General features: G+C 68.2%; 25 protein-coding genes and 1 pseudogene. 10 read left to right on the plus strand and 16 right to left on the minus strand.

Going from position 1 to position 24,573, the window contains the following annotated elements:
• Positions 1 to 1,027 (plus strand): annotated as a pseudogene (locus V6M48_RS07050) (hypothetical protein); the annotation flags it as partial.
• Positions 1,028 to 1,376: 349 nt separating this feature from the next.
• On the opposite strand, the gene V6M48_RS07055 reads toward V6M48_RS07050, so the two are convergent.
• From V6M48_RS07055 to recF, 3 genes are all read right to left on the minus strand, one after another.
• Complete coding sequence (locus V6M48_RS07055) at positions 1,377 to 1,613, minus strand: DUF6894 family protein (RefSeq protein ID WP_332811827.1); 237 nt, start codon at positions 1,611 to 1,613, stop codon at positions 1,377 to 1,379.
• Between the two features lie 118 nt (positions 1,614 to 1,731).
• Complete coding sequence (gene gyrB / locus V6M48_RS07060; protein ID WP_332811828.1) at positions 1,732 to 4,257, minus strand: DNA topoisomerase (ATP-hydrolyzing) subunit B; 2,526 nt, start codon at positions 4,255 to 4,257, stop codon at positions 1,732 to 1,734.
• Between the two features lie 57 nt (positions 4,258 to 4,314).
• Complete coding sequence (recF, locus tag V6M48_RS07065) at positions 4,315 to 5,469, minus strand: DNA replication/repair protein RecF (protein ID WP_332811829.1); 1,155 nt, start codon at positions 5,467 to 5,469, stop codon at positions 4,315 to 4,317.
• Between the two features lie 194 nt (positions 5,470 to 5,663).
• On the opposite strand from recF, the gene V6M48_RS07070 reads away from it, so the two are divergent.
• Positions 5,664 to 6,389, plus strand: a complete 726-nt coding sequence (locus tag V6M48_RS07070) for a hypothetical protein (protein WP_332811830.1) — start codon at positions 5,664 to 5,666, stop codon at positions 6,387 to 6,389.
• Positions 6,390 to 6,472: 83 nt separating this feature from the next.
• The gene (locus V6M48_RS07075) at positions 6,473 to 7,204 is read left to right on the plus strand and encodes a hypothetical protein (RefSeq protein ID WP_332811831.1); all 732 of its coding nucleotides are present in this window, start codon (positions 6,473 to 6,475) and stop codon (positions 7,202 to 7,204) included.
• A gap of 16 nt (positions 7,205 to 7,220) precedes the next feature.
• Here the strand turns inward: V6M48_RS07075 and dnaN are convergent, their stop codons facing one another.
• Entirely contained in the window at positions 7,221 to 8,333 is a 1,113-nt protein-coding gene (gene dnaN / locus V6M48_RS07080) for a DNA polymerase III subunit beta (RefSeq protein WP_332811832.1), read from the minus strand.
• A gap of 226 nt (positions 8,334 to 8,559) precedes the next feature.
• On the opposite strand from dnaN, the gene V6M48_RS07085 reads away from it, so the two are divergent.
• From V6M48_RS07085 to V6M48_RS07095, 3 genes are all read left to right on the plus strand, one after another.
• The gene (locus V6M48_RS07085; RefSeq protein ID WP_332811833.1) at positions 8,560 to 9,057 is read left to right on the plus strand and encodes a hypothetical protein; all 498 of its coding nucleotides are present in this window, start codon (positions 8,560 to 8,562) and stop codon (positions 9,055 to 9,057) included.
• A 95-nt stretch (positions 9,058 to 9,152) separates the two neighbouring features.
• Positions 9,153 to 10,322, plus strand: a complete 1,170-nt coding sequence (gene rlmN / locus V6M48_RS07090; RefSeq protein WP_332811855.1) for a 23S rRNA (adenine(2503)-C(2))-methyltransferase RlmN — start codon at positions 9,153 to 9,155, stop codon at positions 10,320 to 10,322.
• Positions 10,323 to 10,405: 83 nt separating this feature from the next.
• Positions 10,406 to 11,998: a hypothetical protein gene (locus V6M48_RS07095; RefSeq protein WP_332811834.1), complete on the plus strand. Its 1,593-nt coding sequence runs from the start codon at positions 10,406 to 10,408 to the stop codon at positions 11,996 to 11,998.
• Here V6M48_RS07095 and V6M48_RS07100 read toward each other — a convergent pair.
• Positions 11,946 to 12,365, minus strand: a complete 420-nt coding sequence (locus V6M48_RS07100) for a GtrA family protein (protein ID WP_332811835.1) — start codon at positions 12,363 to 12,365, stop codon at positions 11,946 to 11,948. The genes V6M48_RS07095 and V6M48_RS07100 overlap by 53 nt on opposite strands.
• 109 nt (positions 12,366 to 12,474) lie before the next feature.
• Between V6M48_RS07100 and V6M48_RS07105 the strand changes: the two genes are divergently transcribed.
• Positions 12,475 to 14,247, plus strand: a complete 1,773-nt coding sequence (locus V6M48_RS07105; protein WP_332811836.1) for an AcrB/AcrD/AcrF family protein — start codon at positions 12,475 to 12,477, stop codon at positions 14,245 to 14,247.
• Here V6M48_RS07105 and V6M48_RS07110 read toward each other — a convergent pair.
• The 4 genes from V6M48_RS07110 to V6M48_RS07125 all read right to left on the minus strand — a co-directional run bounded on the left by V6M48_RS07110 (position 14,237) and on the right by V6M48_RS07125 (position 17,151).
• Positions 14,237 to 14,860, minus strand: coding sequence for a MarC family protein (locus tag V6M48_RS07110; protein WP_332811837.1), 624 nt, complete (start codon positions 14,858 to 14,860; stop codon positions 14,237 to 14,239). The genes V6M48_RS07105 and V6M48_RS07110 overlap by 11 nt on opposite strands.
• A 70-nt stretch (positions 14,861 to 14,930) precedes the next feature.
• The gene (folD, locus tag V6M48_RS07115; RefSeq protein WP_332811856.1) at positions 14,931 to 15,863 is read right to left on the minus strand and encodes a bifunctional methylenetetrahydrofolate dehydrogenase/methenyltetrahydrofolate cyclohydrolase FolD; all 933 of its coding nucleotides are present in this window, start codon (positions 15,861 to 15,863) and stop codon (positions 14,931 to 14,933) included.
• Between the two features lie 8 nt (positions 15,864 to 15,871).
• On the minus strand, positions 15,872 to 16,168 hold the full coding sequence (locus tag V6M48_RS07120) for a YggT family protein (protein WP_332811838.1): 297 nt from the start codon (positions 16,166 to 16,168) through the stop codon (positions 15,872 to 15,874).
• A 113-nt stretch (positions 16,169 to 16,281) separates the two neighbouring features.
• The gene (locus V6M48_RS07125; RefSeq protein WP_332811839.1) at positions 16,282 to 17,151 is read right to left on the minus strand and encodes a 3-hydroxyacyl-CoA dehydrogenase NAD-binding domain-containing protein; all 870 of its coding nucleotides are present in this window, start codon (positions 17,149 to 17,151) and stop codon (positions 16,282 to 16,284) included.
• 106 nt (positions 17,152 to 17,257) lie between these two features.
• On the opposite strand from V6M48_RS07125, the gene V6M48_RS07130 reads away from it, so the two are divergent.
• Positions 17,258 to 18,283, plus strand: a complete 1,026-nt coding sequence (locus V6M48_RS07130; protein ID WP_332811840.1) for a DUF1176 domain-containing protein — start codon at positions 17,258 to 17,260, stop codon at positions 18,281 to 18,283.
• Between the two features lie 129 nt (positions 18,284 to 18,412).
• Here V6M48_RS07130 and V6M48_RS07135 read toward each other — a convergent pair whose 3' ends face one another.
• The 3 genes from V6M48_RS07135 to gluQRS all read right to left on the minus strand — a co-directional run bounded on the left by V6M48_RS07135 (position 18,413) and on the right by gluQRS (position 20,304).
• Positions 18,413 to 18,982 carry a cob(I)yrinic acid a,c-diamide adenosyltransferase gene (locus V6M48_RS07135; RefSeq protein ID WP_332811857.1) on the minus strand — a complete coding sequence of 190 codons (570 nt, stop codon included), beginning with the start codon at positions 18,980 to 18,982 and terminating at the stop codon, positions 18,413 to 18,415.
• Between the two features lie 4 nt (positions 18,983 to 18,986).
• Positions 18,987 to 19,193, minus strand: coding sequence for an HIG1 domain-containing protein (locus tag V6M48_RS07140; protein ID WP_332811841.1), 207 nt, complete (start codon positions 19,191 to 19,193; stop codon positions 18,987 to 18,989).
• A gap of 250 nt (positions 19,194 to 19,443) precedes the next feature.
• Positions 19,444 to 20,304, minus strand: coding sequence for a tRNA glutamyl-Q(34) synthetase GluQRS (gene gluQRS, locus V6M48_RS07145; RefSeq protein ID WP_332811842.1), 861 nt, complete (start codon positions 20,302 to 20,304; stop codon positions 19,444 to 19,446).
• Positions 20,305 to 20,486: 182 nt separating this feature from the next.
• On the opposite strand from gluQRS, the gene V6M48_RS07150 reads away from it, so the two are divergent.
• Positions 20,487 to 21,053, plus strand: a complete 567-nt coding sequence (locus tag V6M48_RS07150) for an HNH endonuclease (protein WP_332811858.1) — start codon at positions 20,487 to 20,489, stop codon at positions 21,051 to 21,053.
• Positions 21,054 to 21,418: 365 nt separating this feature from the next.
• On the opposite strand, the gene V6M48_RS07155 is transcribed toward V6M48_RS07150, so the two are convergent.
• Genes V6M48_RS07155 through V6M48_RS07170 form a run of 4 tightly spaced genes read right to left on the minus strand, consistent with a single transcriptional unit; the run spans position 21,419 to position 23,802 of the window.
• Complete coding sequence (locus V6M48_RS07155) at positions 21,419 to 21,700, minus strand: HNH endonuclease (protein WP_332811843.1); 282 nt, start codon at positions 21,698 to 21,700, stop codon at positions 21,419 to 21,421.
• Positions 21,697 to 22,653 carry a zinc transporter ZntB gene (locus tag V6M48_RS07160; RefSeq protein WP_332811844.1) on the minus strand — a complete coding sequence of 319 codons (957 nt, stop codon included), beginning with the start codon at positions 22,651 to 22,653 and terminating at the stop codon, positions 21,697 to 21,699. Before V6M48_RS07160 ends, V6M48_RS07155 begins: the two co-directional genes overlap by 4 nt.
• The gene (galU, locus tag V6M48_RS07165) at positions 22,654 to 23,514 is read right to left on the minus strand and encodes a UTP--glucose-1-phosphate uridylyltransferase GalU (protein ID WP_332811845.1); all 861 of its coding nucleotides are present in this window, start codon (positions 23,512 to 23,514) and stop codon (positions 22,654 to 22,656) included.
• A gap of 48 nt (positions 23,515 to 23,562) precedes the next feature.
• The gene (locus V6M48_RS07170) at positions 23,563 to 23,802 is read right to left on the minus strand and encodes a hypothetical protein (protein WP_332811846.1); all 240 of its coding nucleotides are present in this window, start codon (positions 23,800 to 23,802) and stop codon (positions 23,563 to 23,565) included.
• Between the two features lie 180 nt (positions 23,803 to 23,982).
• Between V6M48_RS07170 and V6M48_RS07175 the strand changes: the two genes are divergently transcribed.
• Positions 23,983 to 24,567, plus strand: a complete 585-nt coding sequence (locus V6M48_RS07175; protein WP_332811847.1) for a TlpA family protein disulfide reductase — start codon at positions 23,983 to 23,985, stop codon at positions 24,565 to 24,567.
• Positions 24,568 to 24,573 lie beyond the last annotated feature (6 nt).

Raw genomic sequence — 24,573 nt, forward strand, 5'->3', positions numbered from 1 at the left:
CACCGCGCCCGCTCCCGTCGCCGTCCAGCCGGCACCGGTACCGACGATGGAGCCGATCATCTACAAAGGCCCGCCGCCGGAGGAGACACCGGCTGCGAGCGAACCGGCACGGCCCCGCGCCGCGCGGGTCGCGCCGCGCGCCACTTCGCGGCCGCGAGCGACCGCGCCGACCCCTGCCGCCGAGCCGATCGTCGAGGCGGCGCCGGCGCCGGCCTTCACACCCGCGCCAATGACCGAGGCCCCAGCCACGGCGCCGATGGCCGAACTGCCCGCTCCCCCTCCGGTCGCGGCCGAGCCGACCCCGCCGGCCACCGAGCCGGCGCAGCCGGATCGTCCGGCCGGCCTCGCGTGGCTGTGGCTGTTCGGTGCAGCGCTGGCCGCGGTTGCCGCGATATTGCTGTTCCGCCGCCGCCGCATGTCGCACGACGATTACGCCCACGGCCCGCGCGAGCATTATGACGACGCCACTATGTTGGCGACGGGCGCGCCGGCGATCGCGCCGCTTGCCTATGAGGCCGCGCCGGCAGCGGCCGCAACCGCCGCGGCGGCCGCCGCGGGCACCGAGCGTGCGTCGCTCGAACTGCAGATGCGCCCGGTGCGCGCCGGCGTCACCGAGGACGACGCGGTCGTCGAGTTCGAGCTGACGATCGACAACCAGGGTTCGGGCGCCGCGCGCGACGTGCGCATCTCGACCTGGATGTTCCCGGCCGGTTCGCCGCGATCGGAGATGGAATCCATGCTGATCGAGCCCGATGCCGAGGCCGATCTGATCGGCGCGGGCGATCGCAGGAGCTTCGAGACCCAGGTCGCGCTTCCGACCGCCGGCATCGAGCAGGATTCGGTGCTGCCGGTGGTCGTCGCCGAAGCCCGTTACCGCCTCGATGACGGCAGCGAGCAGCACACCTCGGCCTCGTTCGCGGTCGGCGTTCCGCTCGGCGACGAGCTTGCCCACTTCGATCTCGAAAATCCGTCCGGACTCCACGAAGGCGTCGAAGCCCGCCCGCTCGACGAGCTGCAGAACGCGTGACCCTGCACTCCCCTCTGATGCGGTGATAACCCCCCTCCCGTTTACGGGAGGGGCAGGGGGTGGGCTAAGTCTCAATTAGCGCGCACTGGTCGACTGGCTCGCTACGCTCGACCCACCCCATGCATCTGCAAAACTCCGTTCGCGGTGAGCTTGTCGAACCGCTTTCCTTTCTTGCTCAGAGAGGAAAGGCCTTCGACACGCTCAGGCCGAACGGTTTTTGGGTGCTTCCGCACCTTTTGCAGCGGTCCCGCAAGCGGGAGGGGAAGTCTTGCGCGTCCAGTTCGACGGCGGGGGGCGCATCGTCCTACGATTTGCCGAACGGGTTGGCGGCGGCGCCTCGGCGCCAAGCTTAGCCGTCGACCCTCACCGCCTCGCCGAAACTCACCGACGTGAGCACTTCGCCGCTGGCATCCGCGATATCGATGCGGTGGCTGAAATTGATGCATCCCTTGCTCACCGTCTCGCAGATCAGCCCGCGGATGTTCTCGATCGCGCCAGCGCGCGCCGCCGCCAGGTCGGGAAAGTCCAAGCCTTCCTCATCGGCAACGATCATGTCGTTATAGAGGTGCAGATAATAATGGGGCACGCCGCACCCTGTCGGGCGCGCGCAAGGGCTGCCATTAAATAGATCAGTCCGGCGCTGACGCCGATCCAGCCCCCTGCCCTCCAAGACCGCGCCTCAGCCGCCGAGCGTGCGACGGCCCTCAAACGTCGAGATTGGCGACGCTGAGCGCATTCTCCTGGATGAATTCGCGGCGCGGCTCGACGACGTCGCCCATCAGGCGGGTGAAGATCTCGTCGGCGACGTCGGCCTGCTCGACCTGGACCTGGAGTAAGGAGCGATTGTCCTTGTCGAGCGTCGTCTCCCAGAGCTGCTCGGCGTTCATCTCGCCCAGCCCCTTGTAGCGCTGGATCGAAAGGCCCTTGCGTCCCGCGGCGAGGATGCCGTCGAGCAATTCGCTCGGCCGGCGCACCAGCACGCCGCGCGAGTCGGGCGCCCGATCGGGGCTGGGGATTTCGTCGAGCTCGGCGCCCGGCACATGCGCCTCCGGCGTTTCCTCCGGTTCGGCGCGCTCGTCGGCCGCCGCCGCCTTGAGCGAAACCAGCCGCGACGCGGTCGCATAGGTCGCGACCTGCTCGGCGGTCAGCTGGTGGAGCTTGCGCGCTTCGGCGCTGGCCAGGAACTTGTGGTCGACGACATGATGGTCGGTGACCCCGCGCCACAGCCGGCGAAGCACGTAATTACCGTCCTCGCTCGCCTCGGCCGTCCAGGTCGAGTCCTCGTCGGCCGCCTGCAGCCATTCGGCCGTGCGCACCGCGGCTTCGTTCTTCGCCGCGCCGTGCAGGTCGGGGCGCAGCGCACCGGTCAGCGCGAGCCCTTCGATGATCGCGGGATCGTAGCGGCGCGGCACATAGCGCATCAGGATGCGCATGCGGCGGGCGTGCTCGGCGAGCGCGCGCAGGTCCTCGCCCGAGCGCGGGCCTTCGGCGCTCTCCAGCACCATCGCGCCGATGCCGGCATCGACCAGATAATCGTCGAGTTTGGCATCGTCCTTGAGATAGACCTCGGACCGGCCCTTGCTGACTTTGTAGAGCGGCGGCTGGGCGATGTAGAGATGCCCGCGCGCGATGATCTCGGGCATCTGCCGATAGAAGAAGGTCAGCAGCAAGGTGCGGATATGCGCGCCGTCGACGTCGGCGTCGGTCATGATCACGATCTTGTGGTAGCGCAGTTTCTCGATGTTGAAATCGTCGCGGCCGATGCCTGTGCCCATCGCCTGGATCAAGGTGCCGACCTCCTTCGAGGACAGCATCCGGTCGAAGCGCGCGCGCTCGACGTTGAGGATCTTGCCCTTGAGCGGCAGGATCGCCTGGGTGTTGCGATCCCGGCCCTGCTTGGCCGAGCCGCCGGCGGAATCGCCCTCGACCAGAAACAATTCGCATTTGGCCGGATCGCGCTCCTGGCAATCGGCGAGCTTGCCGGGCAGCGACGCGATGTCCATCGCGCCCTTGCGCCGGGTGAGCTCGCGCGCCTTGCGCGCCGCTTCGCGGGCGGCGGCCGCGTCGATCACCTTCTGGATGATCGCGCGGGCATGGGCGGGATTCTCCTCGAGCCATTCGACGAGCTTGTCGGCGATCAGGCTTTCGAGCGGCTGGCGGACTTCGGACGAGACCAATTTGTCCTTGGTCTGCGAGCCGAACTTGGGATCGGGCAGCTTGACTGAGACGATCGCGGTCAGCCCCTCGCGCATGTCGTCGCCAGTGAGGCTGACCTTTTCGCGCTTCAGAGCGCCGGATTTCTCGGCATAATTGTTGAGCGTGCGCGTCAGCGCGGCGCGGAACGCGGCGAGGTGGGTGCCGCCGTCGCGCTGCGGGATGTTGTTGGTGAAGCAGAGCACCTGCTCGTAATAGCTGTCGTTCCACTCCATCGCGACGTCGATGCCGATATCGTCGCGCTGGCCGGTGACCGATATCGGATCCGGGACGAGCGGCGTCTTGGTGCGATCGAGATATTTGACGAACGCGGCAATGCCGCCCTCGTAGAACAATTCGACCCTTTTCTCATCCTCGTGCCGCGCGTCGACCAGCACCAGCCGTACGCCCGAATTGAGGAAGGCGAGCTCGCGGTAGCGATGCTCGAGCTTCTCGAAATCGAAATCGACGATCTTGAACGTGTTCGGCGAAGGCAGGAAGGTCACGCGCGTGCCTTTCCTGCCTTCGGGCGCCGGGCCCCTCAGCACGAGCGGCGCCTCGGCGTCGCCGTTGCGGAAGCGCATCCAATGCTCCTCGCCGTCGCGCCAGATGGTGAGCTCGAGCCATTCCGAAAGCGCGTTCACCACCGAGACGCCGACGCCGTGGAGGCCGCCGGATACCTTGTAGGCATTGTCGTCGGAGGTGTTTTCGAATTTGCCGCCGGCGTGGAGCTGGGTCATGATGACCTCGGCCGCCGAGACCCCTTCGCCTTGGTGGATGCCGGTCGGAATGCCGCGGCCATTGTCCTCGACCGACACCGATCCGTCGGCGTTGAGAATGATCGAAATCAGGTCGCAATGACCGGCGAGCGCCTCGTCGATCGCATTGTCCGAGACCTCGAACACCATATGGTGCAGGCCCGAGCCATCGTCGGTGTCGCCGATATACATTCCGGGGCGTTTGCGGACCGCGTCGAGGCCTTTGAGAACCTTGATCGATTCCGCATCATAAGTGTTTTCGCTGGGGGAAGTTGCCATGCTGATTATATAGCGAGCGGCGGCCGAAAACCCAAGGAAATAAGCCGTTCCGGCCGCTCACGACTCGGCGCGGCCGGGGTCGAGCGCCCCGCCGCCCAAGTCGAGCCATGTCGCGCCGGCGATGCCGTCGAACAAGGCGCGCTCGGTGCCCGTCAGCCAGACCTGCCCGCGCAATCCTTCGAGCCGCTCGAACAAGGCCGCCCGGCGGCGCGGATCGAGGTGCGCCGCGACCTCGTCGAGCAGCAGGATCGGCGGCCGGCCAGTCCGTTCGGCGACGAGATCGGCGTGCGCGAGCACGATCGCCAGCAGCAGCGCCTTCTGCTCGCCGGTCGAGCAATGCTCGGCGGGCTGGCCCTTGCCGACATGGGTGACGCGCAGGTCGCTGCGGTGCGGCCCGATCAGCGCGCGCCCCGCGCCGGCGTCGCCGCCGCGATTGGCGCGCAGCGCCGCCCGCAGCGCGCCTTCCACGTCATCGGCCGCCGGGCGCCAGCGTTCGAGCTTCACCGCCGCCCGGGCGAACGGCCCCTCGGGCTGCGCGTCGAGCCGCGCGGCGAGCGCGGCGAGGGTATGCTCGCGCGCCGCGGCGATACGTGCCCCGTGCTCGGCCATCGCCGCTTCGAGCGCCGCAAGCCAGCTCGGGTCGGCGCCGCCCGAGCCGCCCGACCCGCCGGGATCGGCGAGCAATTTGTTGCGCGCGCGCATTGCCGCCTCGTAGCGCGCCGAATGGGTGGCATGGCCCGGGTCGAGCGCCAGCACGAGCCGGTCGAGGAAGCGCCGCCGGCCGCTCGCTGCCTCGCTGAACAGCCGGTCCATCGCCGGCGTCAGCCACAGGATCGACAGCCATTCGCCAAGCGACGTCGCCGACGCGGTGCTTCCGTTGATCCGCACCTGCCTGCGCTCGGGCGCAGCGGCGCTGGTGCCGGTGCCGATGTCTATGCCCCTCCCGGCGGCCACACCGTCGGCACCGTCGCCACCGTCGGCGGCATCGAGCCGCGCCGCCACCGCGAAGCCGCCGGGGCCGTCGTTGCGGGCCATCGCGGAAAGCGCCGCCCCGCGCAGGCCGCGCCCGGGCGACAGCAAGGATATTGCCTCGAGCACATTGGTCTTGCCGGCGCCATTCTCCCCGGTCAGCACAACGAAGCCCGGCCCCAGGCGAAGCAGCGCATCGGCATGATTGCGAAAATTGGTCAGGGAGAGCCGCTGCAGGAACACGCTTCTTCTTAGAGCATTGCGGGAAAAGGTGGGTACCGGCTTTTCGCAAGCAGCAATGCGGTTCCAATTCCAGCATAAAGCGAAAAGGCGGGTACCGGCTTTTCACAAGCAGCAATGGACGTTGCAGGCGGCCGGCGGGTGCGCCAAAGAGGCGACGCCCGAACGAGATGACGTGCCCGCAACAGGAGGGACTCATGCGCCGGTTGCTTTTTCTGTTGCTGGCGCTTTGCTCGGCGCCTGCGTTCGCAGGCCAGCATGCCGTCTATGCCGATCCGGGCGGCAAGAAGTTGATCATCGACGTCGCCGACAACGGCTTTGCCCGGTTCGTGGCCGAAGGCGAGGCGAATTACTGCCTCTGGCGCGACGGCCATCTGTATCTCGTCAACCGCGAAGAGGGTCCTTTGACGGTGATGCGGATCACCGATCTGGTCGCCGCTGTCGACCAGGTCGCGGCGGAGCGTGGCGCGAACCCGGGCAAGCAGGCCGACCCCGCAAAGGCAGGCATGCGGCTCGCGGCCAAGGGACAGCGCAAGGTCGCCGGCTTCGATGGCCAGGTGTTCGCGATGTTCGGCATGAAGATGGCGCCCGAGATCGGGATCGAGTTCGTGACCACCCGAGCGCCGGCGCTGCAGCCGCTCGGGCGCGCGATGGAACAGTTCCTGCTCGCCGACATGGCCCTCGCGCACGACGCCGAAATGGCCGCCGGCACCCGCGCGGTCTTCGCCACCGGCGCGCCGCTCGACCTCGGCGGACAACTCGTCCTCGTGTCGGTCGAGACGATCGAAGTCCCGGCGAGTGCCATGGCGCTGCCGGCCGATCCCGAGACGATGGCGGAGATCATCGCCACGCTGAAGGCGGGGGAACCGCTGCAACCGCTGGACGCGGTCGAGGAGCCGGCTGCCGCTCCAGGCGAGATATAGGCGGGACGCTGCTCTCGGGGATCACTCGGCACCGGCAAGACGAACCCGCGAATAAGGTGTAGAGGCAGGACTCAGGGGGTATGATGCGCCTGATCCTTTTCCTTTTGCTGTCGCTCACAGCTTCGCCCGCCCTCGCGGGCCAGCGCGCCGTCTATGCCGAGCCGGACGGCAAAACCCTGACGGTCGAGGTCGCCGACAATGGCTTCGCGCGCGTGCGGACCGGCGACCCGGACCAATATGGCATCTGGCGCGACGGCCAATTCTACATCGTCGGCCGCGAGGATGGCCGGGTGATGGTCGCGCGCATCGAGGATATGGCGGCGGCGATCGACCAGGTCGTGCCGCCGATCTTCAAGGCGATGTTCGAGGCAGTGGGCACCGGCCCGCCGGCCAGCCTGCGCATCGAGGCGAAAGGCAAGCGTCGGGTCGCGGGGCACGAAGGCCGGGTCTATGCCGTCTATGGCATCGACAAGGACAAGCCCAAGGAGAGCGCCGACTTCGTGATGAGCAGCGAGCCGGCGCTGCAGCCGGTCGGCCGGGCGATGGAACAGTTCATGATCGCGACGATCGTCCCGATCGGGGCGCTGATTGGGGACGCCGCCGCGGAGATGGTCGCGGACACGCGCGCGGTCTTCGCCAAAGGTGCGCCGCTCGATCTTGGCGGCCGCTTCATCCTGGTCTCGTTCGAGCCGGCGGAAGTGACGCAAGAGATGGTGGCGCTTCCCGCCAAGCCGCAGAGCGTCGCGGAGATCGTCGCCAGCTTGAAGGTCGGAACGACGGAGCCTCAGGCCGAAGCGGCGCCCGCTGCCGAGTGAACCGCCGCGGCCGGGATCAGACCCGCATCGGCATCAGGACGTAGAGCGCCGCGGCCTTGTCGTTCTCGCGCAGCAGGGTCGGCGCGGCAGCGTCGGCGAGATGGACCTCGACCGTGTCGCCCTCGATCTGGCCGAGGATGTCGAGCAGGTAGCGCGCGTTGAAGCCAATCTCGAAGCCGTCCGAACTATATTCGCCGGAGACTTCCTCGGCGGCGGTGCCGTTCTCGGGGCTTGTGACCGACAAGGTGACCTTGTCGCGTTCGAGCGCCATCTTGACCGCGCGCGTCTTTTCGCTGGCGATCGTCGCGACGCGGTCGACCCCTTCCTCAAAGCCGCGCGGGTCGATGCGCAGCAACTTGTCGTTCGCGGTCGGGATGACCCGGCTGTAGTCGGGGAAGGTGCCGTCGATCAGCTTGGAGGTCAGCACCGCATTGCCCAGGCCGAAGCGGATCTTCGATTCGGACAGGGAGACCTGGACGGTGCCGTCGACCTCCTCGAGCAATTTGCGAAGCTCGGCGACGCATTTGCGGGGGATGATCACGTCGGGCATGCCTTCGGCGCCCGACGGCCGCGGCACGGTCACGCGCGCGAGGCGGTGGCCGTCGGTCGCAGCCGCCTTGAGCACCGGCTGCGCTTCGTCCGAGACGTGGAGGAAGATGCCGTTGAGATAGTAGCGCGTCTCCTCGGTCGAGATCGCGAAGCGCGTCTTGTCGATGATCTGCCGCAGGGTCGCCGCCGGAAGCTCGAACGCGGTCGGGAGCTCGCCCTCGGCGATCACCGGGAAATCATCGCGCGGCAAGGTCGCGAGATTGAAGCGCGCGCGGCCGGCGTTGACCTGCATCTTGCCTTCCGCCGCAGAGAGCTCGACCTGGCTTCCCTCGGGGAGCTTGCGGACGATGTCGAACAAGGTGTGCGCGGAGACGGTGGTCGCGCCGCTCTGGGTGACGTTGGCCTCGACGCTTTCGTTGATCTGGAGGTCGAGATCGGTCGCCATCAGCCGCAGCCCGCTGCCTTCGCGGCCCTCGATCAGGACGTTGGACAGGATCGGGATGGTGTTCCTGCGCTCGACCACCGACTGGACGTGGCCGAGAGATTTGAGGAGCATAGCCCGTTCGATCGTCGCCTTCATTCATAACCCCTTGACGCCGAGCGTTCGGCCCGGAGAGTTATAGCGAGACTTGGCGCTCCCGCCAGAGGATAATGCGCGCCGCAACGCGATCCCCCCGACCCCGCAGATGACACCCCAGATGGCCCGGCCAAGGGCGATCGGCACCGCATCGCCGAGCCACCGATCCGTCCGCCCGAGCCGCGTTTTTCGTTGCGGAAGCGATGCCGATCGGGGATCACCGGCGGGAATGCGGTTGACCCTCATCTTCCTCCTGCTGCTGACGATCGGCGCGCCTGCCGCGGCCGAGAGCATCTCGCTCGGCGTGTTCGGTTTCTGGGGCGCGTTCAAGAAGGACAAGCCCAAGGGCTGCTACGCGATCACCGCGCCGCAAACCGGGTCGCGGCGGCAGACCGGCGCGGCGCCTTCCCCCGCCTTCGCGTCGGTGGCTTACTGGCCTGCCCGCAACATCCGCGCCCAGGTCCACTTCCGGCTGAGCCGCGAGAAACGCGGCGGATCGGCGGTGCTGCTGCGGATCGACGATCGCATGTTCCAGCTCGTCGGCGGCGGCAGCGACGCCTGGGCGCCCGGCCCCGCCGCCGACGCGCTGATCGTCGCGGCGATGCGCAGCGCCGTCACGATGACGGTGGAGACGCGCTCGGCGACCGGCGCGCTGGTGCGCGATTCCTACCAGCTGCGCGGCGCGCCCACCGCGATCGACGCCGCCGCGGTCGGCTGCGCGCGCTAACAAACTCCGCTCATCATCATCGGCCCGGGCCGGCGAAGCGACGCAAAAGCTGGCAACTTCCGATGCTTCTCCCTACATGACGGGCGATGACTGCGATGCAAATCCCCGGACATATCGATCCCGTCCCCGTCCCGCGCGGCGCGATGCCCGCCGGCGACGGCCGGATCGATCTCGTCGGCCTGTCGCGCGAGGCGATCCGCGAGGCATTGGCCGAAGCGGGCCTCGATGCTCGCCAGGCGAAGCTTCGCGCCAAGCAGGTCTGGCACCAGATCTACAATCGCGGGGCGACCGGATTCGAGGCGATGAGCGACATCGCCAAGCCGCAGCGCCCTTGGTTCGCCGAGCGTTTCACGATCGGGCGCCCGGAGGTGGTCGAGCATCTCGTCTCGACCGACGGCACGCGCAAATGGCTGCTTCGCACCGCCGACGGCAATGATTTCGAGATGGTCTTCATCCCCGACGCCGACCGCGGCACCTTGTGCGTCTCGAGCCAGGTCGGCTGCACGTTGAACTGCAGCTTTTGCCACACCGGCACGATGCGGCTGGTGCGCAACCTCACCGCCGGCGAGATCGTCGGCCAGGTGATGCTCGCGCGCGATACGCTCGGCGAATGGCCGTCGCAACCGGAAGGCCGGATGCTCTCGAACATCGTGATGATGGGCATGGGCGAGCCGCTCTACAATTTCGAGAATGTCCGCGACGCGTTGAAGATCGTGATGGACGGCGACGGGCTCGGCCTGTCGCGCCGGCGGATCACGCTCTCGACCTCGGGCGTGGTGCCTATGATGGCGCGCGCCGGCGAGGAGATCGGCGTCAACCTCGCTGTCTCGCTGCACGCGGTCACCAAGGAGGTGCGCGACGAGATCGTGCCGCTCAACCGCAAATATGGCATCGACGAGCTGCTGCAGGCCTGCGCCGCTTATCCGGGCGCGAACAATGCGCGCCGCATCACGTTCGAATATGTGATGCTCAAGGACAAGAACGACAGCGACGAGGATGCGCGCGAGCTCGTCCGGCTGATCCGCAAATATGAACTGCCGGCGAAGGTCAATCTGATCCCGTTCAATCCCTGGCCGGGCGCCGGCTATGAATGTTCGTCGCCGGAGCGGGTGCGGCGCTTCTCGGAGATCGTCTTCGAAGCCGGGATCAGCGCGCCGGTCCGCCGGCCGCGCGGCCGCGACATCATGGCCGCCTGCGGTCAGCTCAAGTCCGCCGCCGAGAAGAAGAGCCGCGCCGAGCGCGACCGCGAGGCCGTCGCGGCCTGATCCTGCCGGACACGCGGCGGTTTCATCTTGCTATTTGCCCGAACCGAAGTGAGTCAGATCGCCGCCATGCCGACGATCTGCCGATGACCGCCACTAACGCCCAGCGGGGCCGCGCCTTCTGGGAGCATCCCGCATTGCTTGCGGCGCTGGTGCTCGCCGCTTCCGTCCCATTGCTGCTGCCGGCGATCCCGCCGCTGACCGACCTGCCGGGCCACATGGCGCGCTATCACGTCGAGCTCGCGATCGATCGATCGCCTCATCTCGGCCGCTACTTCGGCTTCGACTGGGCGCTGATCGGCAACCTCGGCGTCGACCTGCTGATCGTCCCGATAGCCAAGCTGTTCGGGGTCGAGCTCGGCACCAAGCTGATCGTGCTGGCGATCCCGATGCTGACGGTGGCCGGGTTCCTCGCGGTCGCGCGCGAGGTCCACGGCCGCATCCCGCCGACCGCCTTCTTCGCGCTGCCGCTGGCTTATTCCTTTCCGGTCCAATTCGGCTTCGTCAATTTCGCGCTCGCGAGCGGCCTGTGCTTCCTTGCCTTCGCGCTCTGGCTTCGGCTGGGCCGGACCGGCCGGCTTCGGCTTCGCGCCTTGCTGTTCGTGCCGCTCGCGAGCCTCGTCTGGCTGTGCCACATCTACGGCTGGGGCGTGCTCGGCGTGCTCGCTTTCTCGGCCGAGACCGCACGCCACCGCGAAAAAGGCGATTCCTGGCTGCACGCCGCCTGGCGCGGCGCGCTCGCCTGCTTGCCCCTGGCGCTGCCGTTCGTGCTGATGATCGTCTGGCGGAGCGGATCGGTCGAGGGCGACACCGGCGACTGGTTCAACTGGGGCAACAAGGCGATGTGGCTCGTCAGCCTGCTGCGCGAGCATTGGCAGGCCTGGGATTTCGCCGCCGCGATGCTGCTGATCCTGCTCTGCCTGATGGGGCTGCTCGGGATCGACTTCCGCATCGCGCTGCCGCTCCGGCTGGCGTTCGTCCTGCTCTTCCTCCTGTTCCTGCTGATCCCGCGCGTGCTGATCGGCTCGGGCTATGCCGATATGCGCATGGCGCCGGTGATGATCGCGGTCGGCCTGCTCGGGCTCGACCTCAAACCCGGCGCGCGGCAGCGGCTCGCCGCGCTCGTGGCGGTCGCCGGCCTCGCCTTCGTCGCGGCCCGGCTGACGGTGACGACGGTCGTCTTCGCGAAGCTCGACAGAGTCTGGCAGCATCAGCTCGCCGCCGTCCCCCATATCGCCCCCGGCAGCCGCGTGCTGGTGATGGCCGACGGCCCCTGCACCGGCGCATGGGCCAATCGCAGAGTCGATCACGTCGATGGGCTCGCGGTGGTGCGCCGCGACGTGTTCACCAACGGGATGTGGGCGCTTCCCGGGGCGCAGCTGCTGCAGGTCCGCTACACAAAGGGCGATCCGTTCGTCACCGATCCCTCGCACCTGCTCCGCCCACCCGTCTGCCGCGGCAGGATGCCCGGGCTCGACGACGCGCTTGCCGCCTTGCCGGGCAATTTCGATTATCTGTGGCTGATCGATCTGCCCCGCGACCAATGGCCCCGCGCGCCGGGGCTGGTGCCCGTCTGGCACGGTGAGACCGGCACCCTCTACCGCGCGGCGGCTGGAGCCCCGGCGGTCAATCGGGCCGCGGACGAAACCCGTCGTTCGGAGAGTCCGGCCCGCCGCTGAACACCCACTGACGGTTGAGCGCGAACACGATAACCGGGGTGACGAACAGCATCGTCAACACCGGCCACCATTTGGGCCCTGCGAGCAGGCCGGTGAGCAGCCAGACGAAAAGGCTGTTGAGCGCGAGGCTCACCAGCGACACCAGGAAGAAGCGCAAGGTCGTCAGCGGGTCGCGGCGATCGCCATGGCCCCTGAAGCTCCAGCGGCTGTGCATGACATAGCCTGTCGCCACCATCACCAGATAGGCGGCGAGATTGGCGGCCAGCGGCGCAATTCCGGCAAAGGCTGCAAGCACCCAGTAGATCGCGGCGCCGAGCGCGGTGACCAGGCCGCCGGTGATGGTGTAGCGCACGACCTGAGCGAGCATGGCAGATGGTGGCGACTGATCCAATTGCCCCGACGGCCCCGCTCGCTTGCCCTTTACGCCTCAGCGAGTAATGGCCGGTGGCGCGTTTGGGAAGAAAGAAGGTGGGCAGATGGCGGCGGGGATCCCGGACAGCTTCGACCGCCATTGGCGGCGCTGGTTGCTGCTGGGCTGGGTGCTGGCCTGCACTTGGCTGATCGCCGAGCGCTGGAACGGCATCCACTGGTTCGCGCTCCCCGATACCGACGACAATATGCGGATCATGCAGGTCCGCGCCTGGCTGCACGGCCAGGACTGGTTCGACCTCAGGCAGCACCGGCTCAATCCGCCGTTCGGCGCCAACATCCACTGGTCGCGGCTGGTCGACCTGCCGATCGCCGGCATCATCCTCGCGGTGCGGCCGTTCCTCGGCGGCATAATCGCCGAAAAGGTGGCGGTGGCGGTGGCGCCATTGCTCCCTCTGCTGGTGGCGATGGCCGCGACCAGCGTGACGATGCGGCGGCTGCTGTCGCCCTACGCCTATCTGCTCGCGCTCATCCTGTTGATGTGCGCGCATTCGAGCCGGCTGATGTGGTCGCCGCTGCGGATCGACCATCACGGCTGGCAGCTCGCCCTGCTGTGCCTGGTCATGCTGTCGTTCACCGACCGCAACCGTGCCCGCGCCGGCCTGCTGCTCGGCGCCACCAGCGCGCTGTCGCTGACGATCGGGCTCGAGATGCTGCTCTATCTGCTCGTCGCCGGTGCGCTGACCGTGCTGTTGTGGGTGCGCGACGGCGACGAGCGCAGCCGGCTCGCCGCTTATGGCGCGAGCCTGGCCGGCGGCACCGCGCTCGGCTTCCTCTCGTTCGCCTCCTACGACAATCGTGCCGCGATCTGCGATGCGCTGACGCCGGTGTGGCTTTCGGCGATGGTCGCCGCCGGCGCGCTGTGCGTTCTGCTCGCGATGATGCCGCTCGGCTCCGTGCGCGCGCGGCTGGGCGCGGCCGCGGGCGCAGGTCTGCTGCTCGCCGGCGGCTTCACCGGCTCCTGGCCGCAATGCCTCGGCCGGCTCGAAGCCGCCTCGCCGGAGCTCGAACGTTATTGGCTCGATCGGGTGCGCGAGGCGATGCCGCTCTACAGGCACGACCACGTCACGATCGCAGCAGTGGCCTCGCTGCCTCTGGCCGGACTCGCCGGCTATGCCGCGATGCTGTGGCGGCACCGCCGCGAGCCGGAGCGGCTGTTGCCCTGGGCCGCGCTCGCGATCCTCTGCTTCACGGCCACCGCCTTGCTGCTGTGGCAGAGCCGCACCGGCCCGGCGGCGCAGACCTTCGCGGTGCCGGGCGCGGTGGCGCTCGGTTGGCTGCTGGTCCCGCGCGCGCAGGCGAGCAGCAGGATGCTGGTGCGCGTGTTCGGCACGGTCGCGGCCTTTCTGATCGTCTCGGGCATCGGCGCGCAATTTGCGCTCAAGCAGATCCCGAAGCAGAACGGCGGCGGGCTCACGGCCGTCAGCCGGGCCAATCGCCTGTGCCCGACGATGCCCGCGCTGCGCCCGATCGCGCTGCAGCCCAAGGGGCTGGTCCTGACCTTCGTCGATCTCGGGCCGCGCCTGATCACCGTCACCCACCACGACGCGATCACCGGTCCCTATCATCGCAACGGCTCGGCGATCCTCGATGTGCACAAAGCCTTCCGCGGCAGCGTCGCCAACGCGCATGCCACGGTGCTTCGGCGCGGAGTCGATTATGTGCTGATCTGCCCGAACCTTTCCGAAGCGACCGTCTATGTGGCGGAAGCGCCGAAGGGCTTCTACCGCCAGCTTGCCGCCGGGCGCGTGCCGCCTTGGCTCGAGCGGGTCCCCCTGCCCGCCAAATCGCCCTATCGGATGTGGCGGGTCAGACGTTGAAGCTGACGCCGATCCCGTCGATCACGAACTGAGCGGCGAGCGCGGCGAGGATCACGCCGAGCAGGCGCGTGATCATCGCCTCGATCTTGTGGCCGATAAGGCGCATCAGCGGGCCCGCGGCGAGCAAGGCGATCAAGGTCAGCAGCAGAATGGCGCCGAGCGCGGCGATGACGGCGAGCGATTCGGCGAGGCCGTCGCTGCGCGCCATCAGCAGCATCGCGGAGGCGATCGAGCCGGGGCCGGCGATCATCGGAATCGCCATCGGGAAGACCGATATGTCCTCCGCCTCGGGGCTCGCGCTGACTTCCTGCGCGCGGTGCTCGCGCCGCGCGGTTCGCCGCTCGAAGACCATCTCCAGCGCGATCAGGAACAGCATGATGCCGCCGGCGATGCGGAATGCCGCCAAAGTGATGCCGAGCTTCTCGAGCAGGTCCTCGCCGAGCAATGCGAAAAACAGGAGGATCCCAGCGGCGATCGCGACCGAGCGCAGCGCCATCGAGCGGCGATGGGCCGCATCGGCGCCGCTCGTCAGGCCGGCGAAGATCGGCGCGCAGCCGGGCGGATCGATGACGACGAAGAAGGTGACGAACGCCGAGAGGAACAGCTCGCTCACAGCCAGCAAGTCTCGGCGCGGGTGCGGCAGCGCGGTTCCGCCGCCTCCCCCGGGCTGCGGTCGCGCGACGTCACAGCTCGGCCGGCGGGCTCAGCCCGGCACGCGCGTGCGCGGCCACCAAAGTGTTGCGGAGCAGCACCGCGATCGTCATCGGCCCGACCCCGCCGGGCACCGGCGTGATCGCCCGCGCCCGCCGGCGCGCCGATGCGAAATCGACGTCGCCGACCAGGCGGGTCTTGCCCTCGTCGCCGGGTACGCGGTTGATCCCGACGTCGATCACCACCGCGCCGGGGCTGATCCAGTCGCCCTTGATCATCTCCGGCCGGCCCACCGCGGCAACGACGATGTCGGCGCGGCGCACCACCTCGGGCAGGTCTCGCGTCCGGCTGTGCGCGATCGTCACCGTGCAATTCTCGGCGAGCAGGAGCTGCGCCATCGGCTTGCCGACGATGTTGGAGCGGCCGACCACGACCGCTTCGAGACCGCTGAGCGAGCCGAGCCGGTCCTTGAGCAGCATCAGGCAGCCGAGCGGCGTGCACGGCACCATCGCCGGCTCGCCGATTGCGAGCTTGCCGGCGTTGACGACGTGGAAGCCGTCGACGTCCTTGGCGGGATCGATCGCGGCGAGCACCGCTTTCTCGTCGATCTGCGGCGGCAGCGGCAGCTGGACCAAGATGCCGTCGACCGTTTCGTCGCGGTTGAGCTGCTCGACCAGCGCGAGCAATGTCGCGGAATCGGTGGCGTCGGGCAGGCGATGCTCAAAGCTTTCCATGCCGGCCGCGACCGTCGCCTTGCGCTTCGAGCCGACATAGACCTGGCTCGCCGGATCCTCGCCGACCAGAACCACCGCGAGCCCGGGCTTGCGCCCTGCCGCCGCGACGAACGCCGGGACGGCGGCGCCGACTCTCGCGCGCAGGCCTTCCGCGAACGCCTTGCCGTCGATGACATCGCCGCCGGCGATGTCGGCGCCGGCCGCTTCAGCGGGAGGGGCTTCGGCCGGCATCGATCGGCTCATCCCGCCGCCAGGTCGGAGGCGAGGCCCGCCAGCAGCATGCGCAGCACGGAAATCAGCAGCAGCACGACCAGCGGCGAGAAATCGATGCCGCCGAAATCGGGCAGGACCCGCCGGATCGGCCGATAGAGCGGCTCGGTGATGCGGTCGAGCGCGTTGAGGAACGAGCGCACGAAATCATTGTAGGTGTTGATCACGTTGAACGCGACCAACCAGCTGAGGATCGCCTGCGCGATGATGATGTAGGTCAGCACCCGCAGCAGAAGGTCGATCACACCAAAGACGGCAAACAGCATGTTCTCTCCAGCAAGCTCCGCCCGGCATTAGGCGAGCGGCAAGTGAGGGGCAATGGCTGCGGAAACGGCGCGAGCGTGATTCACGCCTGGCTCAAGCGCCCGCGCGCTCGCGGCTAGCGCGTCGGTACCGGCTCATCGCCCGAATAATCGTAGAAGCCCTTGCCGGTCTTGCGCCCGTACCAGCCGGCATCGACATATTTGACGAGCAACGGCGCCGGCCGGAACTTGGGATCGCCCGTGCCATTGTAGAGCACGCGCAGCACTTCGAGGCAGGTGTCGAGGCCGACGAAGTCGGCGAGCGTCAGCGGGCCCATCGGGTGGTTGAGGCCGAGCTTGACCGCCGTGTCGATGTCGCGGACGTTCGCGACTCCCTCGCCCAAGGCGAAGATCGCCTCGTTGAGCAGCGGCATCAGCACGCGGTTGACGATGAAGCCCGGCGCGTCGTTGGCGTGGACGACCTGCTTGCCGAGCGCCGCAGCATAGGTCTCGATCTTCTTCACCGTCTCGTCCGAGGTCGCGAGGCCGCGGATCACTTCGATCAGCCCCATCAGCGGCACCGGATTGAAGAAATGGACGCCGATGAAGCGCTCGGGATTGTGCGAGGCCTGGGCGAGCCGGGTGATCGGGATCGACGAGGTGTTCGACGCGAGCACCGCCTCGACGCCCATCACCTTGCCGAGCGCCTCGAAGATGCCGCGCTTGAGATCCTCGCGCTCGGTCGCCGCCTCGATGACCAGGCCGGCGTTGACCATTGGCGCGAAGTCCGCGACCGGCTCGATGCGCCCGAGCAATTGCTCCGCCTGCTGCTGGTCCATCTTCTGCTTCTCGACCAGCCGCCCCAGGCCGTTGGCGATGCTGAGCTTGCCGCGCTCCGCGCGTGCGACGTCGATGTCGGCGAGGAAGACATGATAGCCCGCCGCCGCCGAGACCTGGGCGATCCCCACACCCATCAATCCTGCACCGATCACGCCGACATTCTGCATAAGCTTCCCCTGTGCCTGACTCGCCCGGTGATCATCTGACTCACCCCAATGACTCACCAGAACTCTGGCCCTATCGCCTGCGGCGCCGCCGCGCTAGCATCGCTTGATGCTGCTCCTCGCGCTTCTTGCTGCGGCCGCCTCTCCCCAACAGGCCGTGCCCCGGCCCGGCGAGCTCAAGACATTTCGCGACTGGATAGTCGGCTGCGACAATGGCCGCGCCTGCCACGCGACCTCGCTGATGCCCGAAGGCGCGATCGCGGATTCGCCGCTGACGATGAGCATCAAGCGCGCGCCTGCGGCGGGTGCGCTGCCCGCGATCCGAGTGCATGGCGGCAACGGCAAGGCGGCACGGCTGGTCGCCGACGGACGCAAGCTCGGCGCTCGCCTGCGCGCGGAGGACGAGGATTGGCGGGTCGAGGATAAAGGCATCGCCGAGACGCTCGCCACCGTCCGCAACGCGCGCACGATCAGGGTGGAAGATGGCCGCGGTCAGCCGCTGGGAAGCATCTCGCTCGCCGGCGCGAGCGCCGCCTTGCTCTACATCGACGAGGTGCAGAAAAGGCTCGGGACCGTCACGGCGCTGGCGAGGGCCGGCCCGCGGCCCGCAAGCGCCGTCCCGCCGCCGCCGGCGCTTCCCCGCATCGCATCGGCCGCGGTGCCCGGCGCGCATGGCTTTCGAGTCGGTGAGGATCGGATCGCGGCGCTGCGCAAGCAGGCCGATTGCGTCCCCGAGCAGGAAGACTGGCCCGGCTACGGCAGCGAGCAGGACGTGCTCGACGCAGACCGCATTTTGATCCTGCTCGGCTGCGGCGCCGGCGCCTATAATTACAACAGCATCCCCTATGTCGCCCGCCGCAGGGGAGCCGCGATCGAGATCGTGCTGGCGCGCTTCGATCTTTCACCGAGCTTCGGAGAAGGCGGCGATCCGCCGATGCTGGTCAACGCGGGCTGGGATGCCAAAAACGGGCTGCTGACCAGCTTCGCCAAGGGCCGCGGGCTCGGCGATTGCGGCGTCGGCGATGACTATGCCTGGGACGGGACCCGCTTTCGCCTGGTCCGGCAGATCGCGATGGGCGAATGCCGCGGCTCGATGGACTATATCACGACATGGCGGGCGGTGGTGACACCGTAGAGTGATTTCAAGTCAGGTGGAATCACCTGACAACTCGGAAATCACGGAAAACAAAGAAAATCAGCCGTTTGATGCCGCATTGCTGGTTGCGAAAAAGCCGGTACCCACCTTTTTGCGCAAAGCTCTGGCTTACCGGGTCGCGCCGGGCTTCCAGAGGACATCGCCGCCCGCGCTCAGCGCCGCGAAGCGCGCGAGCACGAATAGATGGTCGGATAGGCGGTTGAGATAGGTCAGCGCGACGGGGTTGAGCGCGACGCTTGCTGAGGCGCCGACCGCCGTCCGCTCGGCGCGCCGCACGATCGCGCGCGCAAGGTGGAGATGCGCAGCGCCGGCGCCGCCGCCGGGAAGGATGAAGCTGCGCAACGGCTCGAGGCTCTCGTTCATCGCGTCGATCTCGCGCTCGAGCCGAAGCACCTGCTCTTGTGTGATCCGCAGCACCATCTCGCTCGGGCTGAAATCCTCGCCGGGAGTCGCAAGGTCGGCGCCGAGATCGAACAATTCGTTCTGGATCGCCTCGAGCATGTGCCGCTGCGCCGGGTCGGCGACGTGGAGCAACGCGATTCCGATCGCGCTGTTGGCCTCGTCGACGTCGCCGATCGCCGCCATCCGGGGGTCGGCCTTCGAGACTCGCGATCCGTCGACGAGGCCGGTCTCGCCGACGTCCCCGGTGCGCGTGTAGATTTTGGTCAGCCGGACCAGGGCGTCAGTTCCCGGAGCCGCGCGCGACCAGCAGGAACAGGATCACGAAGATGATCGCCACCGCCTGCCACATCACGCGCTTGCGCATCAAAGATTGCGAGCGCGCGCCGGTGACGTCCTTGCCCTGCGCCATGCCGATCACGCCCTTGACGAGGATGTAGAGCGTGGTCAGCGCGGCGGCGGCGACGAGCAGCAGGAGGAAGGTCGACATGGCGTCTCTCTAGAGCCTGATCGTGCGCGGTTGAACCGCTAAATGCGGCTGGGGACAAAGATGCGGCCGAAGATGCGGTCGGGCCACGACCCCCTATTCCTCCCCCGGTTTTCCGGGGGAGGGGGACCGCGCAGCGGTGGAGGGGCCCTTCACGAAATGCCCCTCCACCACCCTTCGGGTGGTCCCCCTCCCCTGCGAATGCAGGGGAGGAATGGATGATTTATGCAGCGCGCGCCCTCCGGGAGGGGGCCTAGCCGACCAAAAATCCATCCGGCAATCGCCCGGCGCGAAGCTCTTCGACCAGTCTGTGCGGATCGGCGCCGGCTTCGCGCAACGCGGCGAGCGACGGCGCCCCGCGGCGCTTGGCAAGCCGGTTGCCCTGCGCGTCGCTCAGCAATGCATGGTGGTGATAGCGCGGCGTCGGCAGGCCGAGCAATGCCTGCAGCAAGCGGTGGACATGAGTCGCGGCGAACAGATCGACGCCGCGCACGACGTCGCTGACCTGCTGCGCGGCATCATCGATCGTGACCGCAAGATGGTAGCTCGCCGGCGCATCCTTGCGCGCGACGACGACGTCGCCGAACAGCGACGGTTCGGCGGCAATCTCCTTTTCACCCTCGCACCAGACCAGGGGCCCGCTTAGCTCCGTGGCGCGTGCGACATCGAGCCGCCAGGCATGCGGCTCGCGTGCCATCCGCCGCTCGCGCTCGAGCTCCGGCAAGCCCCGGCATGTCCCGGGATAGAGCGGGCCGTCCGCGCCGTGTGGCGCAGCGGCGCTTGCGGCGATTTCGGCCGCGATCGCCGCGCGGGTGCAAAAGCAGGGATAGACCAGCCCCCGCGCGCGCAAATCGTCGAGCGCCGCCGCGTAGAGCGGGAGGCGGCGCGACTGGACCAGCATTTCGCCATCCCAGGCGAGGCCGAGCCAGGCCAGGTCCTCGACTATGCCGCCGACGAATTCGGGCCGCGCGCGGCCGGGGTCGATATCCTCGATCCGCAGCAGGAAGCGGCCGCCGCGCGAGCGCGCGAAATCATGCGCGAGTAGCGCCGAATAAGCGTGGCCGAGGTGGAGGCGGCCGGTCGGGCTGGGCGCGAAACGACTGATCACGGTCATGCAGCCTGCCCTTGACCGGCGCCGCATAGTCGTGCTGTCATGACGGCGTCATGCTTGGCAGCCACAGGCGTGATCAGACCGGAGGAAGCTTGAAGCAGCATTCTCCCACGATCTGAGTGCGACAGGCGGGGGCGGGCGTTTCGGAAGAGCTTCTCGACGAAACGGGAGCCCCGCGCCAGTCCATGTACCATCCCGATCTCATCCGTCATCCGGACAGCTGCCCGGCGCTGGTGCTCAACGCCGACTACACGCCGCTGAGCTATTATCCTTTGAGCCTGTGGCCCTGGCAGACCGCGGTCAAGGCGGTTTTCCTCGAGCGCGTCGACATCGTCGCCAATTACGCGCGCGAGGTGCACAGCCCGACGCGCACGATGCACCTGCCCTCGGTGATCGCGCTGCGCCAGTTCGTGCGGCCGTCCGAATATCCCGCCTTCACCCGGTTCAACCTGTTCCTGCGCGATCGCTTTGCCTGCCAATATTGCGGCGACACGCGCGACCTCACCTTCGATCACGTGCTGCCGCGGGCGCAGGGCGGCCGCACGACCTGGGAGAATGTCGCCACCGCCTGCGCACCCTGCAACCTGCGCAAGGGCGGCCGCACGCCCGGCCAGGCGCATATGAACCTCAACCGCCGGCCGATCCGCCCGACCAGCTGGCAGCTCCAGGAGCATGGCCGCAGCTTCCCGCCCAATTTCCTCCACGAGACCTGGCGCGACTATCTCTATTGGGACATCGAACTGGAGGCGTAAGACCTCCCCTCCCGCTTGCGGGACTGCTGCATAAAACATCCATTCCTCCCCTGCATTTGCAGGGGAGGGGGACCACCCGCAGGGTGGTGGAGGGGCATTTCGTGAAGGGCCCCTCCACCGCTGCGCGGTCCCCCTCCCCCAGAAAACCGGGGGAGGAATAGGGGGTCATGCGGTTCGACAAGCTCACCGCGAACGGAGTTTTGCAGCGGTCCCGTCTGCGGGAGGGGATGCAGCCGCTGGTTCGTCCCCCGGACGAACCAGGACGCGGCTGCATGGGGTGGGTCGAGCGCAGCGAGCCGGTCGGCAACCGTGCGCTAAATTGGGACTTAGCCCACCCCCTGCCCCTCCCGTAAACGGGAGGGGTGCTAGGCCCTGCGCCGTGTGGGAGCGTGGAAATCCGGATGCTTGCCCGCCACCCAGCGGATGAAGGTCGCGATCTCGGGATGGGCGCACAGCGCGTCGGCCGAGGAATAGTCCCGCTCGAGCTGCTTGTTCGACAAGGTCGCGTGGATCGTGCGGTGGCAGATCGGATGGACCGGCTCGGTGTCCCGGCCGCCGCGGCTCTTGGGGACGACGTGGTGCCATTCGATCTTGCGCCCGAGCGGCCGCCCGCAGAGGAAGCAAAGCGGCGGCGCCGCGTCGCTCACCGCCTCAGCCAGTGGCGCCCCGCGAACCAGCCGAGCACGATCAGACCGACCAGCACGCAGAAGGCGACCACGCCCCAGAAGGCCCAGGGGCGCTCGGCGTAGGGGATGCCCTCGACGTTCATGCCGAGCAGCCCGGTGATGAAGGTCAGCGGCAGGAAGATGAAGGCGACGATCGAGATGTACAGCGACCGCTGGTCGACCTGCTCGGTGCGCATGTCGGTGAGCTGTTCGTGGAGCAAGGCGGCGCGCTCGCGCACCGCTTCCAGTTCCTCGGTCATGCGCGCGAAGCGGTCCGCCGCCTCGCGGATGTGGAGCCGGTCGTCCTCGGCCAGCCAATCGAAATCGAGCATCGCCAGGGTCAGCAGCGCATCGCGGTCCGGCGCGACGAAGCGGCGGTAGCCGATCGCCGCGGCGCGGACCTCGGCGATCGTCGAGCGCATTTGGTAGACCTGCCGATCCTCGAGCGCGCTCTCGCAATCGTCGAGCCGGTCGCCAAGGTCGGCAACCTCGGGATCGAGCTCGGTGCTGATCGCGCGCGCGAAAGCGGCGACGAGATCGCCAGGATCGGTGATCTTGCCGGTCTCGAGCTCGCCGATCACCCTCCGCGTCGCCGCGAGCGGCCAGCGCGTCACCGAATTGACCCGGCCCTTGCGCACCCACAAGCGGATCGAGACCAGCCGGTCGCCATTGTCGCGCGGGCCGTCGCTGAGGCCGCGCAGATTGACGAGGGCACCGTCTTCGATCCGGTCGCAGCGCGGCCGCGTCTCGGTCGCGACCAGCGCGTTCGCCGCGACATCCGGAATGTCTCCCTGGCCGGTCAAGGTCGGGAGATCGGCGTCCTCGAGCCTGTCGACGTGGAGCCAGACGAAGCCGGGGCCCTGATAGGCCGCCGCTTCCTCGGCGCTGACTCGCCGCAGCGGTCCGTCGCCCGCGAGGAAGAGCGCGCAGCCCAATTATCCAAGGTCCGCGATGAAGGCGCGCACGCTCGGGCCGACATCGGCGCGCTCGAGCGCGAGCGCGATATTGGCGGTGACGAACCCGGCCTTGTCGCCGCAATCGTAGCGGACGGCATCGACGGTCAGGCCGTGGAACGGCTGCGTGCCGATCAAGGCCGCCATCGCGTCGGTCAGCTGGATCTCGCCGCCCGCGCCCGATTCCTGGCGGTCGAGCACGCGCATCACCTCGGGCTGGAGGATATAGCGGCCGACCACGCCGAGCGTCGACGGCGCTTCCTCCGGCTTCGGCTTCTCGACCAGCCCCTTGACCTCGGTCAACGCGCCGTCGCTGCGGCCGGGGGTGATGATGCCGTAGCTCGACGTCTTCTCGCGCGCCACCTGCTGCGCGCAGATGATGTTGCCGCCGACCCTTTCATAGGCATCGACCATCTGCCTGAGGCAGCCCGGCTTGCCCCACATCAGATCGTCGGGAAGGAGCACCGCGAACGGCTCGTCGCCCACGATCTCGCGCGCGCACCAGACGGCGTGGCCGAGCCCGAGCGGCTCCTGCTGCCGCACCGACACGATCGAGCCCGGGATCGAGCGGGTCGAATCGAGCGCCTCGAGCGATTTGCCGCGGCCGCGCATCACCGCCTCCAGTTCGTAGGCGATGTCGAAATGGTCCTCGAGCGCGTCCTTGCCGCGGCCGGTGACGAAGATCATCTGCTCGACGCCGGCCTCGCGCGCTTCCTCGACCGCATATTGGATCAGCGGCTTGTCGACGATGGTGAGCATCTCCTTCGGGATCGACTTCGTCGCCGGAAGGAAGCGGGTGCCGAGACCCGCGACAGGAAAGACCGCCTTGCGTACCGGTTTCATTCTATCTCCAAGATGCGTCAAATGCAGGGAGGGCGCCCGTCCGGCCGGTCAGCCGGGGGGCGGGAGGTCGAAACGATCGTCCTCGCGCTCCTCCGACCGGCGCAGGAGCTCGTTGACCCGTTCTGGCCGTGCAATCGGCGGCGGCTCGAGAAGTTCCGCAGCCGTCGGCTGATGCGTCGCCATCGCCGGCGCCACCGGCAGGCTCTGGCCTTCGGCCGGCCGCAGCTTCTGGCGCCCGCCGCAGGACGAGAGAAGGAGCAGCGCAGCCGCAACGGCAAAGAGTCGCATGGTCGTCCGTCCTTCGTGCCCGCGCCCGTTTCTGTGGACGCTGCTTCGTCGGCTGCTTAGTCGATCGCCCGAAGCGGGACAACGTTGCCTCGCTTGTCGAAGCCCAACACGGCCGGTAACGCCCGAAAGCACAACTAGCGCGCCACATGTTCAGCAGGCGCGTGTTCAGCAGGAGTTTCCGTGCGGCCGGCCATCTTCCTCTTGCTCGCGGCGTTGCTCGCCCCCTCGCTCGCGGGATGCGACACGAGCCGGCCGCCGGCGCCCGAGCAAAGCCGGGACGTGCCCGCGGCGCCCGCCGATCCGGGCACCGGAGCCGGACGGCTCGACCGGTCGCATGCCGGCTCGCCGGCGCCCAGGATCGCGTTCGAGGATGGCGACGGCACCTCGGTCACGATCGCCGATTTCGCGGGCAGGCCGGTGCTGCTCAACCTGTGGGCGACCTGGTGCGCACCCTGCGTCGCCGAAATGCCGACCTTGGACGCGCTCGCCGGCCGGGTCGGCGACCGGATCGCCGTGGTGACTGTCAGCGAAGACATGGACGGTCGCGCCAAGGTCGACGCATTCTTCCGGAAATACGGCTTCGCGAATCTCGAGGCGTTCCTCGATCCCGAGCTGGCGCTGATGCCCGCGCTCGAGATCGGCACCTTGCCGACCACCATCCTCTACGACGCTCGCGGCCGCGAAGTGTGGCGGATGATGGGGGTGGAGGAATGGAACGGCCCCAGCGCCGCAGCGCTGATCGCCGAGGCCGAGCGCGCGCGCTAAAAGCAT

Source organism: Sphingomonas sp. (genome assembly GCF_036677245.1).
In the GTDB taxonomy this organism is placed as follows: domain Bacteria; phylum Pseudomonadota; class Alphaproteobacteria; order Sphingomonadales; family Sphingomonadaceae; genus Allosphingosinicella.

What these genes read in the sequence shown, in the direction of transcription:
- rlmN (WP_332811855.1), top strand. Translation starts at nt 9,153, where the DNA reads ATGCAAATCCCCGGACATATCGATCCCGTCCCCGTCCCGCGCGGCGCG.
- V6M48_RS07095 (WP_332811834.1), top strand. Translation starts at nt 10,406, where the DNA reads ATGACCGCCACTAACGCCCAGCGGGGCCGCGCCTTCTGGGAGCATCCC.
- V6M48_RS07130 (WP_332811840.1), top strand. Translation starts at nt 17,258, where the DNA reads ATGCTGCTCCTCGCGCTTCTTGCTGCGGCCGCCTCTCCCCAACAGGCC.
- V6M48_RS07170 (WP_332811846.1), bottom strand. Translation starts at nt 23,802, where the DNA reads ATGCGACTCTTTGCCGTTGCGGCTGCGCTGCTCCTTCTCTCGTCCTGC.
- V6M48_RS07105 (WP_332811836.1), top strand. Translation starts at nt 12,475, where the DNA reads ATGGCGGCGGGGATCCCGGACAGCTTCGACCGCCATTGGCGGCGCTGG.
- dnaN (WP_332811832.1), bottom strand. Translation starts at nt 8,333, where the DNA reads ATGAAGGCGACGATCGAACGGGCTATGCTCCTCAAATCTCTCGGCCAC.
- folD (WP_332811856.1), bottom strand. Translation starts at nt 15,863, where the DNA reads ATGCCGGCCGAAGCCCCTCCCGCTGAAGCGGCCGGCGCCGACATCGCC.
- V6M48_RS07140 (WP_332811841.1), bottom strand. Translation starts at nt 19,193, where the DNA reads ATGTCGACCTTCCTCCTGCTGCTCGTCGCCGCCGCCGCGCTGACCACG.
- gyrB (WP_332811828.1), bottom strand. Translation starts at nt 4,257, where the DNA reads ATGGCAACTTCCCCCAGCGAAAACACTTATGATGCGGAATCGATCAAG.
- V6M48_RS07070 (WP_332811830.1), top strand. Translation starts at nt 5,664, where the DNA reads ATGCGCCGGTTGCTTTTTCTGTTGCTGGCGCTTTGCTCGGCGCCTGCG.
- V6M48_RS07075 (WP_332811831.1), top strand. Translation starts at nt 6,473, where the DNA reads ATGCGCCTGATCCTTTTCCTTTTGCTGTCGCTCACAGCTTCGCCCGCC.
- V6M48_RS07150 (WP_332811858.1), top strand. Translation starts at nt 20,487, where the DNA reads ATGTACCATCCCGATCTCATCCGTCATCCGGACAGCTGCCCGGCGCTG.
- V6M48_RS07085 (WP_332811833.1), top strand. Translation starts at nt 8,560, where the DNA reads ATGCGGTTGACCCTCATCTTCCTCCTGCTGCTGACGATCGGCGCGCCT.
- gluQRS (WP_332811842.1), bottom strand. Translation starts at nt 20,304, where the DNA reads ATGACCGTGATCAGTCGTTTCGCGCCCAGCCCGACCGGCCGCCTCCAC.
- galU (WP_332811845.1), bottom strand. Translation starts at nt 23,514, where the DNA reads ATGAAACCGGTACGCAAGGCGGTCTTTCCTGTCGCGGGTCTCGGCACC.
- V6M48_RS07125 (WP_332811839.1), bottom strand. Translation starts at nt 17,151, where the DNA reads ATGCAGAATGTCGGCGTGATCGGTGCAGGATTGATGGGTGTGGGGATC.
- V6M48_RS07120 (WP_332811838.1), bottom strand. Translation starts at nt 16,168, where the DNA reads ATGCTGTTTGCCGTCTTTGGTGTGATCGACCTTCTGCTGCGGGTGCTG.
- V6M48_RS07100 (WP_332811835.1), bottom strand. Translation starts at nt 12,365, where the DNA reads ATGCTCGCTCAGGTCGTGCGCTACACCATCACCGGCGGCCTGGTCACC.